We start from the raw sequence: 19,916 nt of genomic DNA on the forward strand, positions 1-19,916 counted from the left end.
GCCGAAATAAGAATTTTTAAATTCCTATGTATCAACGTAGTAACAGATATTAAATCTGCCTATTGTACCGATGTACAATAGATCAAAAAACAACCAGCAACTTACTGTTTTAAATAGTTTTAAGGTAAGTAATTTTTTACAATATTTAGAATATAAACAAAAAAACGCCGACATAAGCCGGCGTTTTTTAATGTACATATTAAGCTTACGCAAGACTGTCGTCGGCAACCTTATACTTAGGATCTTCAATCACATTAACTTCAACCAGACTACCCGCTTTTTTCATTAGCGCACGGCATTCTGGGCTTAGGTGACGTAGGTGAAGTTCTTTACCTGCTTTTTCATAACGTTCAGCTAAGGAATCAATTGCTTCGATACCTGAGTGATCCATAACTCGGCAATTAGCAAAATCGACGATTACCTCAGGTGGATCCATTTTTGGATTAAACTGATCTCGGAATGTCTGAATTGATGCAAAGAATAGCGGGCCGTTAGGCAGATAAACCTTTGTGTCGTACTCTTCACGTACTTCAAATGCCATGTTACTTGCGTGTTTCCAAGCAAATACTAGTGCAGAAATAATCACACCAACAATTACCGCAACCGCTAGGTCCTGCCAAACAGTTACGCCTGTTACCGCGATCACAACGATCAAGTCAGAACGAGGAATCTTGCCCCATAGACGCAAACTCGCCCACTCAAAGGTACCGATTACAACGATAAACATAACGCCGACAAGCGCTGCTACCGGAATAATTTCGATCAAGCTTGAGCCAACCAAAATAAATGCCAATAGGAATAATGCCGCGGAGATACCCGAAGCACGGCCTAAACCACCCGAGTTGATGTTAATCATACTCTGACCGATCATGGCACAACCGCCCATACCACCAAAGAAACCAGTTGCTACGTTAGCAACACCTTGGCCAATACACTCTTTGTTGCCACGACCACGGGTTTCTGTGATCTCATCGATCAAGGTCAAGGTTAGTAGAGACTCAATCAGGCCGATCGCAGCTAAGATCAAAGCGTAAGGAACGATAATCTTAAGGGTTTCCAAATTGATCGGAACCATAGGGATATGGAACTCAGGGAAGCCACCCGCGATGGTTGCAGCTGGGTTACCCGTCATATCAGCAAGTACATCTTGTACCGTACGGGCATCTAGATCCAAGCCAATAACCAACAGTGTAACTGTGACAATCGCAGCAAGCGAGGAAGGAATAATTCGAGTAATCTTAGGCAAGAAGTGAATTATTGCCATAGTCAGGGCAATCAATCCCAGCATTAGCATCATCTGCTCACCCTGCAACCACTGCAGATTACCTTCAGCATCGGTGAACTGGAACTGCTTCATCTGGGCTAGGAAAATAACGATTGCTAAGCCATTTACAAAACCCAGCATTACCGGATGAGGAACCAAGCGGATAAACTTACCCAAGCGGAAGATACCTGCCAAAATCTGGAATATCCCCATTAGCACAACAGTGGCAAAGAGATACTCAACCCCATGCATTGCCACAAGGCTCACCATTACTACCGCCAAAGCGCCAGTAGCACCAGAAATCATACCTGGTCGACCACCAATAGTGGCAGTAATCAGTCCGACCATAAACGCTGCATATAAGCCAACTAATGGCTCAACACCAGCTACAAACGCAAAAGCTACAGCTTCAGGTACCAGCGCCAAAGCCACTGTCAAACCTGAAAGTAGGTCGCTTTTTAGCGATTGTGTCTTAGACACAAGCAATTGGATCATTTATCACCTCGGGTAGACACTGGTTCTTTTTTGACCAGACCGTGTAAAAGCGCGCGAGTATAGCAAAAGCAATAGCTAATTTCAGGAATCAGGGACGAATAATCCCTAATAGTTTTTTTCGTAGCAAAGAAATTTTCGCAGATGCAATATCATCGGCTAATTTTGAAAGCTCTGGAAGATCTTTAACCTCTTGAATATCAATTAATTCATAGAGGTTTTTCCATGCATAAGGCAACTTATCGCAATGCGACATCATGCCACCATCTTTATCAGTAGCGAGATATCTTACTCGACCAATTCCGGCAGCAAGTATACGTGTACAACACATAGGACAAGGTTCTAAGGATGTCAGTAACATTAGGCCAGATCTGGAGGAATAATCAGGATAGAGGCGTTCAAATTCATCGATAACACACATCTCGGCATGGGCAGAAGAGTTAAAACCTGCAGAGAAAACTTGATTACCCGATTCCGCTAAGATATCGCCTTCTCGACTTATCAGTAGAGCCCCTACACCATAGTTACCTTTGTCAGTGGCATCCATAGCCAATTGACAACAACGTAACGCCCAACCTTCCATACCACATCTGTATTCATGACTATAAGTGGCTAAACGCACCCTTAAATTATCGATGTTTACTTCACTATCAGACATATTGACCTTAGGCATATCCATCTACTGAGTAATGTTACCTAGTATGGATTAAATCAAAGCAAAAGGTCTAATTAAGCAAGGTCGAGTAGATTTAATTGCTTAGGTTGCTGATCTAGCAAAGGTTTTAATTTATATCCGACACCGAGTAATCGCACAGGTCGCCCTCCCCGATTAAATGCATCAATCAGTAGTTGGCGAAAATGAGCTAAATCTGGGATTGCGACGGCATGCTCCGCCGTAGTTTGGATGAAATCAAAAAATTTAACTTTAACAATCACGCCTGTGATTTGTTTATCCTTGCCGTGCTTTGCAAACCTTTCAGCTAACTCCTCTAATAAGCTCGGTAGCTTTTCTAAGCAAGCTTCTACATCACCTAGATCATTTGCATAAGTATGCTCAACACTGATCGATTTTCTTATACGGCTGGTCTGTACAGGCCTATCATCAATACCTCTAGCTAGCTCAAACAAACGCTTTCCGAACTTTCCAAAGCGCTCAACCAACTCAGCCAATGAACGTTTTCGAAGATCTAAACAGGTAGAAATACCCATCGACCCGAGTTTTTCTGCGGTTTTCTTACCTACACCGGAAATTTTATCTACCGATAAGTCATCTAGAAATGCTGTGATTTGAGCAGGTTTGACGACATATAAACCATCAGGCTTATTCCAATCACTGGCAATTTTGGCAATAAATTTATTCGGGGCAACGCCTGCAGAGATAGTAATACCAACCGTTTCTTTCACCCTCTGACGGATCTCTTCAGCAATATAAGTTGCACTTCCTTGGCACAGATCAGTCCCAGTCACATCCAAGAAAGCTTCATCAAGAGATAACGGTTCAATGATATCGGTATAGTCTCGAAAGATATCCATAATCTGTCGAGAAGCTTCGCGGTACTTATCCATGTTGCCATGTATGACGGTGAGATCAGGGCACAACTTAAGGGCCTGAGCGGTCGCCATAGCCGAGCGCACTCCATATTCACGGGCGGGATAATTACAGGTTGCGATGACTCCACGACGAGAGGGATCACCGCCAATCGCCAGAGGTATTTGCTTTAGTGCTGGGTTATCTCTCATCTCAACCGCAGCAAAAAAGCAATCACAGTCACAATGAATGATTTTTCGTTGCATAAAAACAAATACTGTTTATTTATACAGTTATATTATTTTCATTTGATCGAAAAATCAAAATTCTTTGCTAAGCTGAAGATTAAAGGCTTTAGGAATTCTGGGTAGCTCTCTCTCTTCCTCTATTCAACTACCCAGAATTTCTCCTTAAACTAAACCAGAGAATTCTCATGGATAACGATCCACACGGTTCCAATACCCGTTCAGGGAAAGACAGACGAGAACTCAAGGACAGACGAGCCGAAATCAGGTTTGAACCTGATAATCCCAATCGTCGCCAAAATCCAGGACGCAGGCAGGAGGATGGTGATCTTTGGACGAAAGCCTTGAAAGAGAATGACACTAGTGGCGATTAGCAACCTGTCATAAAATCGTAAAGCAATCGTCAAAGGTTGGTCATACTCCCTCCCTATATTTTTACGTTATGAACATACGTGAAAATACTTCCCAGCCAGAGACGCCTGTTCTAAACGTAGAACAAGCTGTAATTAATAAGTTTCCAGACTTTGACGCTAAGCCAACACCTTTTAAGCGGTCTGCACTGCATATGCTACGCAAGTTGGTACATGAGAAAGAGATCAATACCTTCTTAGCCAAAAACAAAGATGCCCATGGTTTTGAATTTATTGATCGCGTCCTGGATTACTTTAACTTTGGTTACAGCATCAGTAATCATGATCGGGCAAATATCCCCTCGTCTGGGCGAGTAGTCATCATTGCCAATCACCCACTTGGTGCACTCGATGGATTATCACTGCTAAAACTGGTTGGTGAGGTTCGTAGAGATGTAAAAATTGTCGCTAACGATGTTCTAATGAACTTTGACCCTATCAGCAATCTATTCCTGCCTGTTGATAACTTAAATGGTAATACACGTAAAAAGAACATAGAGGGTATTGTTGATGCCCTAAGGCAAGAACAAGCTGTAATCGTCTTCCCTGCTGGTGAAGTTTCACGTGCAGGGATTACAGGCATCAAAGACGATAAATGGAACAGTGGATTTCTACGTATTGCTCGCAAAGCCAATGCACCAATCCTACCGGTGTTTATTGGGGGTAAGAATTCACCTCTTTTCTATAGCGTTTCTTATCTGAATAAGAACTTCTCTACCATCATGCTAGCCCGTGAGATGTTCAAACAATACTCAGTAACGATCCAGATAAAAGTTGGCGAAGCGATTCCATATAGCCAAATCGATGCCGTACCAGTATCCACAGCAGAAAAAACCAAGCTGCTTAAAAAGCATCTCTACAGAATTGCCAAAAATAAGAAACCTCTTTTTATCACCGAGAAAACCATCGCACACCCTCAAGATCGCCAAAGCATCAAACAAGAACTACGCGATGCTGAACTACTCGGTGAAACCGCCGACGGTAAGAAAATTTATCTATTCGACTTTATTAAAGATTCTGCAGTGATGCATGAACTTGGTCGTTTAAGAGAGATTGCCTTCCGCTGTGTTGGTGAAGGCACTGGCGCAAAAAAAGATCTCGATCACTATGATCAGTACTACCGCCACATCATTCTCTGGGATGAAGAAGAGCTGGAAATTGTTGGGGCTTATCGATTGGCAGAAGCAGCTAAGCTGAAAGAGCAACCTGAAAAGACGCTCTACAGCAGCGATCTGTTCCAATATAACGATGAGATGCAGCCCTATTTTTCACAAGGTATCGAACTCGGTCGTAGTTTTGTACAACCCAAATATTGGGGAAAACGTAGCTTAGATTATCTCTGGTATGGGATTGGTGCGTATCTTCGCAAACACCCCGAAATTCGCTATATGTTTGGCCCAGTCAGCCTAAGCAATAATTATCCTAAGGCTGCTAAAGATATGTTGGTTTGGTTTTATCGTCATTACTTTGAGGATAGTGAGAACCTCGCTAGTTCCGTTTCCCCATATGGAATCGACGAAGTTACTGAAGAGCATATGAGAAGCCTGTTCGATGGAAACAACTACAAAAGTGACTTCAGTATCCTAAAAGAGCAATTGGAGTTTATGGGTGTAAACGTCCCAACGTTGTATAAACAATATAGTGAACTGTGTACTGAAGGCGGCGTTCGTTTCCTAGATTTCGGTGTAGATCCAGACTTTAACTACTGTATTGATGGTTTAGTTTTAGTGGATATAAGCTACGTTAAAGAAAAGAAACATAAACGCTACATTGGTGAGTAAGAGAAAGTATGAATAGATTGGTTTACGCTCTTTAAACCTTAAGGGTGTAAATTAAGCGTCGCAACTCCGCTATCGTCTGGCCTTTAAGTCATCTGGCCTAATCCAATAGCGGCTATTAGTAATAGGCGTATCTCTAGGAAGTAAGGGGTTACTAATCGCGATGATATTTTTTTCACCCCACTGAGTTAATGGGAATAACTTAGACGTAATAGGATGTTTCTCAAGTAGTTGGTCAAACTTTCCTGAATCAATGGCCCTTTCCAGCCCTAGCTCCAATCGTTTCGCTAATTCGATATTGCCTTTGCGGACAAAGAAGTACATTGGGAATGGGTAATAAACAATCGTGTCAGAGAACAAACGTAGATTGGGATATTTATCACGTCGAGCCGTTAATTCAGGACCTCCCTCATGAATTCCGCGAGGAAAAAAATCACAACGCCCGGCTGCTAGCTGGCCAAACATAAGTTCATAGATAGGCCCTCGTCTTACATCAATACCAGCACTTTCTAAAATATCAGAATCCGGCCAATGCCTTCCTTGGCAAGCGGTATACTTCCTCAGATCCTTTAAGTTTTTTATGCTTTGAAACTTAGATTTGGAATCTTCTCGAATAATACTAAGGCGATAACCTAGTAACCCCTTCAGAAGGGGAATTCTAATCGCGGTGAACTCTTCTTCTCGATCGATAGAGGTGCCCGCCCAATATACATCTATGATTTTTCCCCTTTTCAACTCGTAAAAAGCTCGACCTTGCTCCATTCTCACTACATGTGCCACCTTGCTTTGGCCGTACTCAGAAGCAGTGTTATCCAACATCAATTGCAGCAAGGAAACAAAATAATTATGGCTGACATCAAAATCAGATTGCGGAGGGATTGTGCGTAACTCTGCAAACGCAAAACTTGCGGAGCAATAGAGATTTCCAATGGATATCGCAGCAATTATTAAAATCTGACTTAATAACTTTTGTAGAGATACCCGCATCCTACATAACTCTCTCAAAAATATACTCAGTAAAATCCAAAGGCCTAACTTTGATGGTTTAAAACTAAGTCTAGCTGGATAAACAAAAAAAACCGCTTAGTAGAAGCTACTAAGCGGTTTTTAGTTAGATTAAAGCTAAAGGTTTGAAGCTACTTTTGAGAAGGTGCTTTAATATCCATCTCAGTATTCAATTCAATACCTTGAGACTGAAGGTTCAACGCCAATTTAACTTTCATATCCATATTTTTAAGCGTTTCCATCTGCTCAGTTAGTTCTGGGTCAGCAGCCATTTCCATAACTGGTAGAAGCGGCGTAAGCATCTTTTTATAGTCCATTGAGAAATTCAACAAGCCATTACCCGAGATCTGTTCTGAACCCAATGTATCTGCCAGAGCCTGACCACTTTCTCCTGCAAAGATAACCAAGTGCTGCCCCTTCAACGCTAGCATAGGCTTCACGTTTACTTCAGGAGGCATCGGTACCATAGTAGATAGATCAATAGCAGTACCATCTTGAGGTAGCTGAATAGCCGCTAGAGGCGGAGCAAATGACTTCGCCATATCAAACAGCACTTTTGGATTATCAGCAGAGAGAGAAACAATACCTTGCAAAGATTCAAGTTGCGGTGCAAAACCTTCTGTCTTCAAGCTGAAGTCCTGAATAGCAGCGCCGATACCTTTGACACCTTGAGCCATACCCGTAAACATCGCTAAAGCTGCGGGGTTAGCCTGTTGAACACCCGCTTGCATCTCAGCTAATGGCGCACATTTGTAGGTAGGTTCTAGCATGTTACTCCAAATAGAAGACAAACCAGTACCTAGCTTGTTGGCATCCAGACCTATACCCAAACCAAATACCTGTGCATCGTTTAGGTATGATGGGATATAACCTTGAAGAGAAGCTAACGCATCCATCACGACTTTATTCTTGCTTTCAACAACAGTTGAAACACGCATAAAGCTGCGTTCTGGTGTAATTTGAATATCATCAGCGCTACGAGCACCGATTACAGTACGTGGCCAATTAGCCGCAATAGCAGCCATTTCAGACTGACATTCAGGATTACGCACATCAGCCAAACCGTCAGGATCGCCTGACGCAGTCATCGCTTGAGTCAACATGCTAGCCAATGTATTACCGTTTTCAGTGGTAAAGGCTGTCACTAACTGCTGATGATCGATATAAGAGATATAATTCTTAACAAAGCCGTGTTGCGTTGCAATCTGCTCGACTGTACCTGCCTGTTGAAGCGAATTTGCAGGTGCTGCTTGAGCTAAAGCAATATCAATTGTTTTAGCATCATTTACATGCGTATTGATGGTCCAAGTAGCCCAACCATCTTCAAAGGCTACAAGTACTTCGAACTTCTCGCCCTTTTCATTATTTTCTAACGTATAAGCACGGTATTGTAGATCGCCAGAACTGCGCAGTTCGTGTTTAAAACCACTATCTTGCTCTGCTTTGTCTAACGCAGCCCATAAACCTTGCGCATTTGTAACTTCATAACGGATAACAGGAATGAAGCCTACTGCGTAGACATACATTCTCAATTCATCTGGTAAACCAAATGTTTTTTGAAATTCAGCAGGCGAACCTGCGGCTTCAAAATAAGCTTTGATTAGGCTAGTGAAGAAACGTTTTTTCGGATCAGTTTCATCATCTAATGCATCTAGCAGTTCTTGAGGTGCTTTTGCCTGAAGAGAGCTCGTGGACTGAAGGTAGTTTTTAAGCGGAAACGGTTCTAGCTGACCAGAGAAGAAAACCGTGTCGGCAGGCACATATGCCAATGGGGATTTAGATGTGGCAGTAATACCACCATTTTGTTGGGTTAGGATGTAGCCAACTGCACCGGCTGCTACAACTGCACCGGCTATAATGACATTACGCACCTTACAAAACTCCTTTTATTAATTTATCTAGATCTTAACTGAACTGATTCAAACTGTCGTTAGTCACAGAAGAAAATAGGAATAATTCTTACTAAGAATTAGATCAAGCTAATCATATCGCCAGATTTGGTATTGAATGTATTATTTAACCGTAAAATCAGCATGCATATGAAGAAAGATAAAGACCTAACAACACTCTCTTCTAGAAAAGAACTGGATGAATTTATTCAGCTCGCCAACGAACTCGCTCCTGCCAATGCTAACGCTCAGGGTCGTATTTTGTTTGCATTAGATGCAACAGCTAGCCGTCAAGCGACATGGGATCATGCCTGCCATCTGCAAAACCAAATGTTTTCAGCCACCAGCGAAGTCGGAAACCTTGCCGTTATGCTTTGTTACTTTCGGGGTTATCAAGAGTTCCAGCATAGTAAATGGCTGAACCAGCCTGTTCAGCTTAGACAGATTATGGAGAAAGTCTCATGTGCTGCTGGTCATACCCAAATACAGAAGGTACTTCAGTTAGGTATAAACGAAACCCGAAAACAAGAGGTGAAAGCGATCATATTTATCGGCGATAGCCAAGAGGAAAGTACCGACAAGTTAACTTCTCTCGCAGGTCAACTTGGGTTACTCAAAACGCCTGTCTTTATTTTTCAGGAAGGTGCTGACTGCCGCGCTCAGCAAGCGTTTACCGCCATCGCCCATCTATCGGGAGGTGCTTATCACCACTTCGATCATCATAGCTCCGAACTGTTAAAGCAACTTTTGATTGCTGTTGCCATCTATGCCAGTCAAGGTAAGCCAGCATTTCAACGCTATATAGAAAATAAAGGGCACGCAGCAAAACATCTACTTGAGCAGTTACGGTAACATAGACAACTTAGTCATTGTGAATTGTTAAACATCAGTATAGGTACAATGTGAATCCAATTAGTCTAGTAGTTTTAGCCGGATTAGGTTTTCTGGTTTTCTTTTGGCTGAAGACTCTTAAACCGGCAACACGCACTCGAGCAGTTATCGCTATTATTTTAGTTATTGCCTCAACATTCGTTCTGTTGATGGCTTTGACGGGGCGCCTTCACTGGATTGCAGCCGTGGCAGCAGGTTTACTGCCCTTCGCCCGTAGACTTTTTCCTCTCTTCATACGTTTTCTGCCGTTCTTAAATTACCTGTATAAAAAACGGCAGAGCCAAGCGAGCTCAGGCAACGTTTCGAAAGTGGAAACAAAAATTTTGTCTATGCGTTTAGATCATGATTCAGGCGTGATGTATGGCACAGTTAAGCAAGGGCCGCTGCAAGGAAAAGAACTAGGCGACTTAAGCGAGCAAGAGTTTATGCAATTACTGCAATACTGTCGTGAGCATGATGGAGAATCGACTCGTTTATTAACAACCTACTTGGATAAGCGTTTTGGCGATAGTTGGCGCGAAGATGATATCCCGCATAACGACAGTTCTAATAATCACTCTCATCAAGGGACGATGAGCCGCCGAGAAGCATTCGATATTTTAGGTATCTCACCTAATAGCAATAAAGAAGAGATTATCGCAGCACACCGTAAGTTAATGCAGAAGATGCACCCAGACCGCGGTGGTAGCGATTATCTTGCAGCACAGATTAATCAGGCCAAAGATGTTCTGATTAACGATTAAATTTTCGATACAGGCGTTCGGGGCCAGCTCTTTCTAACCGAAACCCCGAATGTCCAAACGTAGGACTATATCCCTTTAACAATAAACCGCCCTTTTTATCCTTTTTAAAGACGAGAATTTCATTATCTTCGCGGCCGTCAATATCTACAAAATGAATAACAACTCGTCCATTTTTCATCAACTGCCAAGAGCCCGTTTGAACGATTAACGGCTGACGATTACGATAATCTTGAGTTAAAACCGCTTGCTGATCGCTCGATAACTCTAAAGAAATATAACGCCCTTGCGACCTTAATCCAGGTAGCTCGACCCCATATAAGCCAGGCAGTGTTCTGAGATCCAACTTTCCTTGTCGGGCACAGCCCTCAAAGACAGTACCATTTAACACCATCCTAGCCGTATGTTCGTATTCGATTCCATAACGATCCTGACATCGTAAACGATCGATATTTAAACTTAGACTATAGCTCTTTAAACCTTTTAGCTGGCTACTCCACTCAAGACTACTTCCAAACTTAATAGGATCTAATAGGGGGAAAATCAACTGTTTTAAACGATCGAACCTTTGAACATAAATACCATCATCCCGAACATCCGCTATCCATAAGGGGCGCTCACCTGCAGCACGGTATTCATTACCCGATAATTCATAATTACAGGTTGATTGATTACCACCAATCAGGTGTACCTGATAAACCTCCCAAGGCTCGCCTGGCGCAAGATGAGAGCCACTCATCTCCGCATAAAAAGCGGGCTCCATTGAATTATCCAGTTTTCGCTCTAATCGACCGGTATGATCATTAATCAATTCGCGTTTATTAACGTAACAGGGCTTAAAGCTGAGCCCTTGGTCTGTCATGTTCACAACCCCACGGCGAAATAGGGGACCTTCCTCAGAACTGAATTCTGAAGGCTTTTTCTGACAACCTGTTAGAGTAATGATCATTAAAAAAACTACAAAAAAAGGCAGAAACGAGAAGCATTTACCGGTTATCATATTAACTATTGCGAGATGCGGATCGAATAATGATAATAAGCGAATAGAACAAGGAGGGCAAAATATGGCGAGGCCAGCAGAGTTTGATCGTACTGATGTCTTAGAGAAGGCTATGAATGTTTTCTGGAGAACAGGTTACAGCGCAACATCGGTAACCGACCTCGTGAACGCGACCAAATTAAAACCAGGATCACTTTACGGTGCATTTCAAAGCAAACGGGGTTTGTTTTTAGAGGTTATAGACACCTATGCTGCGCGCAGTCTTAATCGCGTTTCAAGCGTAATGGAAAATGCTGAAACTCCTCTGAAAGGAATCGAGCAGTTTTTTAAATGTTTCTGCGATGATCTAGTACATGATCGCCTTGGTAAAGGCTGCCTGATGGTCAATACCATGCTAGAACTTGCTACAGAAGATGATGAGATTAGAGAACGCGTAGGAGGCTACTTAAGCCAAGTAGAAACCTATTTTACTAACGCGCTCATTCAAGCCCAAGAACAAGGATTGTTAGATAGAAAGCAGTCCCCCGAAGACCTTTCAACATACCTAATGACAAATATTTGGGGGCTTCGCGTATTAAGTAGCAAGCGTCCTCACCAGTCTAAATATGATGCAGTTATTACGAATATGCTTAAGGCACTTCACAGTCCGTGCCATTAATAGTAACTGACAATAAAAAAGCACCGATCTGCGGTGCTTTTTTATTTGTATAAACCTACGCTTATTTCACATCATAAGCACAACGAAAACCGATCGATCCATAAACGCTTCTGCCACTTACCGGCGGTTTCACATTTCGGAATGAACTACGCAAATTAGCTTTATTCTCATCCCAAGAGCCACCACGAACCACCCGTTGACGTCCCTGATCTGGACCAATCAGATCTCCATTCACATAGCGTTCAAGACCGTTTTTAGCATACCAGTTCATCGTCCATTCACCGGCATTACCATGCATATCATGTAAGCCATAAGCGTTTTCAGCGTGACTACCTATTGGCCAAGTACGATCTTCACCGCAACCGTCAGGTTCATTAGGGACCGATCCCATCGTTTTTCCGTCATCAAGAATGGCATGTTTACAACTTACTTCTTGGCCCCACGGATAGCGTAAAAGCGTATTTGCCCGCGCCGCTTTTTCCCATTCCGCTTCAAAAGGTAAACGGCCACCTTTAGTTTGGCAAAAATCTAAAGCCTGCTGCCAATCTACACAGTTAATCGGGTGGTTCCCTCGCCCCTCTGCACCTAAATTACAATACTGATTTCGTTTATGGTCTTTTGGCCGTTGGCAATTTCCTGCATCAATACATGCTTGATACTCATCTACCGTTACTTCATGTTTATCAATCAAGAAAGTTGGCACGTGAACAGCAATGCCTCCGGGCTTTCCTTCATCATTTTCACAGTCATTATCTCCCTGTGAACAACCCATCTGAAACTTACCTGCATCAATCTGGATTTTACTGGATTCTGCGAATACCCCAGAAGTAAAACCAGTCAGCAACACTGCTACACAGCACACTTTTTTGTTCATGCCCCTTCCCCTGCTTATATGCATTCTTATCTTTATCAAGCGCCAAAGGTATCTAACCTTCTAAAGGTAGAGCAAAAACTCATCAGATAGTTTCAACAAGAGCAGAATTATTTTCTCCGACATAGTACTGACTACATACTTTTATCACTCACTGTCGCCAAAAAGAAACCGCATAACCCATTGATTTTATTAAGTTTGAATAATTAACAACCAGCCCACTGTCTCTTATTAGCGACAGATAGCACTCCTTTTCTAATCATTTTTTAGCAGCCATAAGACAAAACCCAGAAAAACAATCATAACCCATTGTTTTAATTTAATTTTCAAAAAATGGCACATCATTTGATATATCCCTAGCGAATTTAAAATTTTTGTTATTACCCGATCTATTTCGTTAAGGAGAAAAATATGAAATCTGCAGCACTTACTCTAGCGTCCATGCTTTGTGTTTCTACAATTGCTTTTGCTGAAGAAACAAAACCTGCTGAAGTTGTTAAGGAAGTTCAACCTGAAGTGATGACTCAAGAAGAGCCAAAGGCAACAAGCATTTTCGAAAAACTAGATGAAAACAAAGATGGCAAAGTTAGCCCTCAGGAAGCGCAGGTTTCTCCAGCGTTGGTAAAAGGCTTCAATAAAATTGATGCCAACAAAGATGGTTTTCTAAGCCCGGATGAGTTTTCTCAACTACAAGTTGAGGCGACAACGTCTTACGTAGCGTCTAAGAAACTATTCGTTTAAAGGGTTCACTTGTTGGTATACGACTAGCCCCACTGATTCCGAGACAGCCTCAGTTCAGTTAGTCGAATACCAGCAGGTAACAAGTTGATTCAGAGCATCCATGTCCACAACATAGCCGCCAGCTCTGTTTTGACACGGCCGGTGATCAGGATGATCCCGGCCAGCCCTATAACTCTAATCCGTCTATCCACAGATAATGGAGACTACCCAATTAAGGCGTAATTGATGGATAATACTCATACACTTGTTTAACTATGATTGTTTAATGGCCAAATCGACTCGCCAACCTTGGCGACTCAGCTCATTGAAGCAGCTGGTACTTCTATCCTTTTTGGTTGTCGTAACACCTTTCGGCATCCTTATTTTTTACGCTACTGATGCTCTTGTAGAACAGTCGGCGCAAGGCCGTGTGCTCGCACAACAAGCTTTAGAGGTTACGCGTAGAGGCCAACAACTCGAACGATTAGCCGAAGATATAACCCGCTCAGCAAGGCAATACCAGATTCTAGCTAAGCCTGAAATTCAAGAACGCTTAAATCAATATTTGTCAGAATACAGACAAGCGCTGGTCATCCATAGCTTCCTGCTTAATGAGCAGAATAAAGCTAACGAGATCACTGAATTACTCGAAGGTATTGAACGCGCTCACCCTATTGAGGCTAATTCACTACTCAGCCTCACCCGTGTGGTTAACGAACAGATCGACTTAGTCTTAGATCAACGCTTACAAGCACTTAACGAAACAGCGCAAACAACACAGACTAAATTAAGTACCTTAGCGATTATTCTTCTCGGCTTAGAAGCCCTGTTAATCCTATTTTTCAGTTTTAAAATTATCCGCCCAGTTAACCGGATTGCCGCGCGGTTACAAGCACTAGGTACCGGCGAAGAATATATCGGTGCCAAAGTCGGCGGACCGGATGAGTTAGTCGAGTTAGATAGGCAGCTTGATTGGCTAACAGAACAGTTAGCTGAAGTAGAAAACGAGAAACAGCGTTTTTTACGCCATATGTCTCACGAATTAAAAACCCCGTTGACCACGCTGCGTGAAGGTTCAGATCTTCTAGCAGAACAGGTTATTGGCGAACTTAATACCAGCCAGCTTGAAGTGGCTAATCTGCTGCAGACTAACTCGCGTCAATTACAGTCTTTGATTGAGCAACTCTTGGACTACAGCCGATTAAATCAGAATGAACCGGTTAACTTCCATCAAGTACATATACTGCCGGTGATTAACGAAGCGATTGAGCCTTATAAGCTATTGCTCGAACAAAAGAAGATGCTGGTGCAGCTGCCACAAGAAGATATCGAATGGTTTACTGACCGAGCAATGCTTATCCGTATTATCGGCAACCTGATATCAAACGCGGCACTCTATGGAAGCTCCAGTGGTCGCTTGCTGGTTAGCACCAACATACAAGCAGACTATCTAGTTATAGAAGTGGGTAACGACGGCCCCATCATTCCAGATGAAGATATTCCACACCTATTTACACCGTTCTACCAAGGCCAAAATCGACGCATTGGACCTGTTAAAGGCTCCGGTATCGGATTGAGTATTGTTAGAGATGCCGCTGACTCATTAGGTGCCCACGTCACATTACATAGCAATCAGGATAGCTTTGTCAGCTTCCGCGTCAGCCTGCCAGTTAAAGAGCTTAATACCCATGATTAAATACGCTCCACTCATCTTGTTATTGTTTCTACAAGGATGTGAATTTGTACCTACAAAGTCACCTATGCCTGAACCAGAAGTAACAGAGAAGCCAATTTGTCGTATCAATGAATCACGACTTAATCAGTTACAAGGCATTGAAAGCCGCTTTTTACAAAAGCCTGATCAGCGCAGCAGCATCATGCAGCGAGCCATTCGCAGTAAAGACAGCGCCCTATTAGCTCTTCTTCTATCAACACCGCTTTCTTCAACAGAGCAATTGCAGCAAGCCAAACGTAATTTCTCTAAAATTGTGCTCTACCCTCACCCATCTTGTCCTGGGGATCGTTACTTAGATATTCGTAACCAGTTCGCAACCGCGCTGTTATGGATGCGAGCGGAGCAAGATAATTTGTTAGAAGAGAATCGAAACCTGCAAGTTAAAATCGATGCCCTCACCCAGATTGAAACCGATCTAAACAATGAGCGTGAGGTACAGGAATGACCCCTCAAGTTTTATTGGTAGATGATGATGCATCTCTACTAAAACTACTTTCAATGCGCTTAGAGGCCAGCGGATTTAAAATCAGTTGTGCTGAGAGCGCTGAACAAGCACTTGAGATTCTTGATGATCAGATCGACCTGATCATCACTGACCTTCGTATGGAAGGTATGGACGGCCTTGCCCTTTTCCAGCAACTTCAGCAACGCTATCCGCAGTTGCCAGTCATCATCATTACGGCTCATGGCTCAATCCCTGAAGCAGTAACGGCAACTCAACAAGGCGTATTTGGCTTTCTCACCAAACCTATCGACAGAGACCAGCTGTTAGAAACAATTAATGCAGCCCTTGCGGGTACAAGTCGATCCGATAGTACATGGCGCAAAAACATTATCTGTCGCAGCCCGATTATGGAGAGCTTACTTCAAGAAGCAGAACAGATCGCAGGCTCCGATGTCAGTGTGCTCGTTACAGGCCCAAGCGGAAGTGGTAAAGAACTATTAGCCAACGCGATCCATCAAGCAAGCCCACGCCATAAAAAACCGTTTATTGCGATTAACTGTGGTGCGCTACCAGAGCAACTTTTGGAGTCCGAACTGTTCGGTCACGCCAAAGGCGCATTCACTGGAGCTGTCAGCAAGCACGAAGGTCTTTTCCAAGCAGCCAACGGCGGAACTTTGTTTCTGGATGAGATTGGCGATATGCCGCTATCCCTTCAAGTTAAGTTGTTACGCGTTCTACAGGAAAGACAAATTCGACCTGTGGGTTCTACCGACACTATTCCTGTTGATGTACGCGTAATCTCTGCCACTCACCGCGACCTGGAAGTAGCGATGCAAGAGCAACAGTTCCGTGAGGATCTGTTCTACCGTCTTAACGTGGTGAATCTTCACTTACCTCCGCTTGCAGAACGACCTGAAGATATTCCACCTCTGGCACGCCACTTTGTTGAGCAAGCAGCAGCGAAGCATAACCCCAAGGTTAAGAATATCTCCTCCGATGCGCTTCAGGTTTTAGCCCAATCGGCGTGGCCGGGTAATGTCCGTCAATTAGAGAATGTTATCGAGAAGGTAACGGCATTAAGCACAACACCGGTCATATCTGATAGTGCGGTTAATCGAGCGTTGGTCAATCAAGATCAGGTGATCCAGAACTTTAACGATGCTCGTGCTGATTTTGAAAAGCGCTATCTCAGAAAGGTATTACAGATAACCGAAGGCAATGTTTCTCAAGCAGCAAAAATAGCGGGAAGAAATCGTACCGACCTATACAAGCTCTTAAAAAAGCATGGTTTAGAAGCTGCCGATTACAAAGCCTAATTAGACAAAGAATGCGCTTTGATTTGGTAATTAAAGAGCATTCTTTCGCGCGATGATAAACACTTCCATATCTTTATGGCCATAATGCCATTGGCTCTCAATGCTAAAGCCAGCGGCTTTAATCTCATCGGCCAATTCATCTTCCGTGATCACGAATAGATCAGGCATTAAGCCGAAACACTTCCCCACTGGCACAATCAGTTTAAGAAAGCGCATGTAAGAACCGCCCAAACAACCGGTACTACTCACAAAGACGCCACCGGGTTTTAAGATTCTAGCGACTTCAGCTATCACCGCTTGCCAATTCGGAATCAAATGAATCACATTTAAGCCCAAAACCGCATCAACGCTTTCTGTCTCAGCATTGAAATCATGTAATGTCCCTAGATGAAAATCGACATTCCCTACACCTGCTTGATGCGCTCTTTCTCGCCCAATCTCCAACATATTCTCAGAGATATCTATGGCATCAATATGGCCAACAAATGGTGCATGATGGATAGCAGTCGTACCTGTGCCGCAGCCAAACTCAACCACACGCATATCAGAAGAAAAGTAACTTTGCGTTTCCTTTAATTTCTTTTGATACATCGCTTCATTGGGAACTGCTTTTTGCGAATACTTTGCAGCAACGCGATCCCAAAACTTGTCCGACTCTATTTTATTCACAGGCTTGTTCATCTATCCCTTTCCTTTGGACTATTTTAAAAAGCGGCCTTCAAAATAACGTAGATGCCTGACCATGTAAAAGTCCGTAATTTCTGGTTTAACCCTCAAAGGTTTGATTGCGCCGAAGAAGTCCTCCAATTCCTACAAACCTAAAAATTCTCAACTATATTTTATTACTGAATCCACATAGAGGCAGTTAGCGACTTAATTCAGTTTCGGCCTTTATCTGATCAGTAGTCATATCGAATAGATAGGTGTGTATATGCGAGTTAAAACGTGTTTATTAATCTGTACATTAAGCCTTCCAGCCTTAGCACAAGATGATATAAACATGGACGCGATTGAGGGTGAAAAATTCGATTCCGATTCAGTGCATTTATTAACAATGCCCTACCCTCCTTACACGGAAATAGTTGACGGCAAAATAACCGGAACGTCAGTAGAGAATATCCGTTGTGCTTTTGAAGCAATGCCCGAAAAGGTTGCAATACACGCGAGGCCTTTCAATCGAGCAAAACTGCTTACAAAACAAGGTAAAGCTGACGGTTTCTTTTCAGCATCCCATAAAAAAAGCCGCGATAGTTATGCAACCCATTCAGGTGCTATAGAAACCCAGAACTGGACGTTCTTCCAACTCAAAGATTCACCTCTAGATCCTGAATCTGAAGAGTTTAAACAGAACGCTGTGACCACCAGCTTTTTGGGATCAAACATGCACAGCTGGCTGCAAAGCAATGGCTATAAAGTCACCGGAAACCCGCCGACGAATAGTGAACAACTGCTCTACATGCTTATACATAAACGTATAGATGCGTTTTTGATGAATGAGCAAGCGATGGATCATGCGATGACTGACAAACAGAGAGCGATGACTAAAAGGAAAGTAATTCACAGCCACAATTTAGGTGTCTATTTTGGCCATCATTTTCTAAGACACAACCCGGGCTTTTTAGAACGATTTAATAGTGCCTTAGCTGTGTGTACAGAAGGGAAATTTACTCACCGTTCAGAAGAAATTTCACCTGCGTACCTTAAAAAGTAGAACTGTATTGGTAACTGAATTATTGCAATAAGTCGATAAGTATCGGGGCAAGCATTATTTAATCGCCCCGATCTTTTCAACGAAAAAAACTCAAAACACGACTATTTTTTCACAATCGTTAACAACACCTGCCCAACCGAAATACCAAATTTCTTCATCTTTGACTCGTTCACAATCACGGAAGGTGAAACCAGATACATCTTATCATCGATAGTCAGATCGATAGTGCCATCTTTATAAGGTGCTCTAAGAACATATTGCATAAACAACGCATTGCCACTGACCTGAGCATTTGCTGGCCCAACCACATCATTCGCCTCGGCCATGTAGTTTCCCGAACCATCAGGTGTCAGCGCCCAAACCCGGCGTTGTTTTTCACCATCATCAAAAATAAAGTCTTCTTCCAATACACCAACACCCTCTCGCCAATAAGCTTTGATGTCGGCATTGAAATGCCGAATCACTTTTCCTGACCAATCCTTTACTACGCCATGGGCAGTAAGATCACCATCAAAGAACTCCTCTAAAACTAACTCAGGATCCTTATCCTTGTACTCATCAATATTGATAGAGGAACACCCCGTTAAAAATAGAGGGCCAATAAGAAATAAGCGGAAAAGAAAGTTTTGAACAGTCAACTTGATACTCCATATACATAACAATGATTAGTTATGTATACGGGTAAGTTGTGTTTTGGATTATTGAGTAAGAGGTATCAACCGTTCAAGAAGACCGTCGATTTATTCCGATTAAAGAGAATTCTTTTAAACCTTAGTGCTCAACAACTTCTCACTGCCTCTAAACCCTAGGCGGGTATACAGACTGTGAGCGTCATCTGTGACTAGAAACTTAAATTTATCTTTCCAGCGTGGGTCATTTACCATAGTTTCCGTTAACCACTTACCCAGCCCCTGACCTCTGTAATGTTCATCAATAATGACATCGGCTAGATAAGCAACTGAAGCGAAGTCAGTAACTACTCTGGCAAAGCCTATTTGTTCTTCGCCTTTGTAGAGTGAAAAACAAACACTGTTTTCTATCGATGTTTGTATCACATCAATGCTTCTGTCATTTGCCCAGTAAGATTGTTTTAGCAGAGCTTGGACGCTTTCAAGCTGAACCTTGTCTCGTTCATCGTAGATCTGAAAATCGCCTTGTTCATATTTCATAAAAACCTCCTTATTTAAATCATAAAAAAACAGCCCTGAAGGCTGTTTT

The 19,916-nt window shown here is 42.7% G+C and carries 19 protein-coding genes; 9 read left to right on the plus strand and 10 right to left on the minus strand.

Annotated features, from left to right (window positions below):
- Positions 1-205 precede the first annotated feature (205 nt).
- The 3 genes from ACMXYW_RS11810 to dinB form a co-directional block, all read right to left on the minus strand.
- Positions 206-1,759 (minus strand): SulP family inorganic anion transporter, encoded by a 1,554-nt coding sequence (locus ACMXYW_RS11810; RefSeq protein WP_415898857.1) that lies wholly within the window; start codon positions 1,757-1,759, stop codon positions 206-208.
- 88 nt (positions 1,760-1,847) lie between these two features.
- Positions 1,848-2,429: a nucleoside deaminase gene (locus ACMXYW_RS11815; RefSeq protein WP_415904185.1), complete on the minus strand. Its 582-nt coding sequence runs from the start codon at positions 2,427-2,429 to the stop codon at positions 1,848-1,850.
- 56 nt (positions 2,430-2,485) lie between these two features.
- Positions 2,486-3,550, minus strand: a complete 1,065-nt coding sequence (dinB, locus tag ACMXYW_RS11820; protein ID WP_415904186.1) for a DNA polymerase IV — start codon at positions 3,548-3,550, stop codon at positions 2,486-2,488.
- Positions 3,551-3,971: 421 nt separating this feature from the next.
- On the opposite strand from dinB, the gene ACMXYW_RS11825 reads away from it, so the two are divergent.
- The gene (locus ACMXYW_RS11825; RefSeq protein ID WP_415904187.1) at positions 3,972-5,720 is read left to right on the plus strand and encodes a lysophospholipid acyltransferase family protein; all 1,749 of its coding nucleotides are present in this window, start codon (positions 3,972-3,974) and stop codon (positions 5,718-5,720) included.
- Positions 5,721-5,789: 69 nt separating this feature from the next.
- Here ACMXYW_RS11825 and ACMXYW_RS11830 read toward each other — a convergent pair whose 3' ends face one another.
- A complete protein-coding gene (locus tag ACMXYW_RS11830) occupies positions 5,790-6,704 on the minus strand; it encodes a substrate-binding periplasmic protein (RefSeq protein WP_415904188.1) in 915 nt (304 codons plus the stop codon).
- 149 nt (positions 6,705-6,853) lie between these two features.
- Entirely contained in the window at positions 6,854-8,593 is a 1,740-nt protein-coding gene (locus tag ACMXYW_RS11835; RefSeq protein ID WP_415904189.1) for a hypothetical protein, read from the minus strand.
- A 168-nt stretch (positions 8,594-8,761) separates the two neighbouring features.
- Here ACMXYW_RS11835 and ACMXYW_RS11840 point away from each other — a divergent pair, with 168 nt between their 5' ends.
- Together ACMXYW_RS11840 and ACMXYW_RS11845 are read left to right on the plus strand one after the other, a co-directional pair.
- The gene (locus tag ACMXYW_RS11840; protein ID WP_415904190.1) at positions 8,762-9,463 is read left to right on the plus strand and encodes a VWA domain-containing protein; all 702 of its coding nucleotides are present in this window, start codon (positions 8,762-8,764) and stop codon (positions 9,461-9,463) included.
- A gap of 347 nt (positions 9,464-9,810) precedes the next feature.
- A complete protein-coding gene (locus tag ACMXYW_RS11845) occupies positions 9,811-10,245 on the plus strand; it encodes a DnaJ domain-containing protein (RefSeq protein ID WP_415904191.1) in 435 nt (144 codons plus the stop codon).
- Here ACMXYW_RS11845 and ACMXYW_RS11850 read toward each other — a convergent pair.
- Positions 10,235-11,191, minus strand: a complete 957-nt coding sequence (locus tag ACMXYW_RS11850) for a hypothetical protein (protein WP_415904192.1) — start codon at positions 11,189-11,191, stop codon at positions 10,235-10,237. The two genes, ACMXYW_RS11845 and ACMXYW_RS11850, sit on opposite strands and share 11 nt — an antisense overlap.
- 115 nt (positions 11,192-11,306) lie before the next feature.
- Between ACMXYW_RS11850 and ACMXYW_RS11855 the strand changes: the two genes are divergently transcribed.
- A complete protein-coding gene (locus ACMXYW_RS11855) occupies positions 11,307-11,900 on the plus strand; it encodes a TetR/AcrR family transcriptional regulator (RefSeq protein ID WP_415898866.1) in 594 nt (197 codons plus the stop codon).
- 61 nt (positions 11,901-11,961) lie between these two features.
- On the opposite strand, the gene ACMXYW_RS11860 is transcribed toward ACMXYW_RS11855, so the two are convergent.
- Positions 11,962-12,774 (minus strand): formylglycine-generating enzyme family protein, encoded by an 813-nt coding sequence (locus tag ACMXYW_RS11860; RefSeq protein WP_415904193.1) that lies wholly within the window; start codon positions 12,772-12,774, stop codon positions 11,962-11,964.
- 408 nt (positions 12,775-13,182) lie between these two features.
- Between ACMXYW_RS11860 and ACMXYW_RS11865 the strand changes: the two genes are divergently transcribed.
- From ACMXYW_RS11865 to ACMXYW_RS11880, 4 genes are all read left to right on the plus strand, one after another.
- A complete protein-coding gene (locus tag ACMXYW_RS11865; protein WP_415904194.1) occupies positions 13,183-13,512 on the plus strand; it encodes an EF-hand domain-containing protein in 330 nt (109 codons plus the stop codon).
- 265 nt (positions 13,513-13,777) lie between these two features.
- Complete coding sequence (locus ACMXYW_RS11870; protein ID WP_415904195.1) at positions 13,778-15,187, plus strand: sensor histidine kinase; 1,410 nt, start codon at positions 13,778-13,780, stop codon at positions 15,185-15,187.
- On the plus strand, positions 15,180-15,671 hold the full coding sequence (locus tag ACMXYW_RS11875) for a hypothetical protein (RefSeq protein WP_415904196.1): 492 nt from the start codon (positions 15,180-15,182) through the stop codon (positions 15,669-15,671). The genes ACMXYW_RS11870 and ACMXYW_RS11875 overlap by 8 nt, the downstream gene beginning before the upstream one ends.
- Positions 15,668-16,987 carry a sigma 54-interacting transcriptional regulator gene (locus ACMXYW_RS11880; protein ID WP_415904197.1) on the plus strand — a complete coding sequence of 440 codons (1,320 nt, stop codon included), beginning with the start codon at positions 15,668-15,670 and terminating at the stop codon, positions 16,985-16,987. Before ACMXYW_RS11875 ends, ACMXYW_RS11880 begins: the two co-directional genes overlap by 4 nt.
- 30 nt (positions 16,988-17,017) lie before the next feature.
- Here the strand turns inward: ACMXYW_RS11880 and ACMXYW_RS11885 are convergent, their stop codons facing one another.
- Positions 17,018-17,668, minus strand: a complete 651-nt coding sequence (locus tag ACMXYW_RS11885; RefSeq protein ID WP_415904198.1) for a class I SAM-dependent methyltransferase — start codon at positions 17,666-17,668, stop codon at positions 17,018-17,020.
- Between the two features lie 250 nt (positions 17,669-17,918).
- On the opposite strand from ACMXYW_RS11885, the gene ACMXYW_RS11890 reads away from it, so the two are divergent.
- Positions 17,919-18,698, plus strand: a complete 780-nt coding sequence (locus tag ACMXYW_RS11890) for a hypothetical protein (RefSeq protein WP_415904199.1) — start codon at positions 17,919-17,921, stop codon at positions 18,696-18,698.
- Between the two features lie 101 nt (positions 18,699-18,799).
- Here ACMXYW_RS11890 and ACMXYW_RS11895 read toward each other — a convergent pair whose 3' ends face one another.
- Positions 18,800-19,336 carry a DUF3833 domain-containing protein gene (locus tag ACMXYW_RS11895; protein ID WP_415904200.1) on the minus strand — a complete coding sequence of 179 codons (537 nt, stop codon included), beginning with the start codon at positions 19,334-19,336 and terminating at the stop codon, positions 18,800-18,802.
- Positions 19,337-19,462: 126 nt separating this feature from the next.
- Positions 19,463-19,867, minus strand: coding sequence for a GNAT family N-acetyltransferase (locus ACMXYW_RS11900; protein WP_415904201.1), 405 nt, complete (start codon positions 19,865-19,867; stop codon positions 19,463-19,465).
- Between the last annotated feature and the right edge of the window lie 49 nt (positions 19,868-19,916).

It is taken from the genome of Neptuniibacter sp. QD48_55 (assembly GCF_047778115.1).
Lineage (GTDB): Bacteria > Pseudomonadota > Gammaproteobacteria > Pseudomonadales > Balneatricaceae > Neptuniibacter.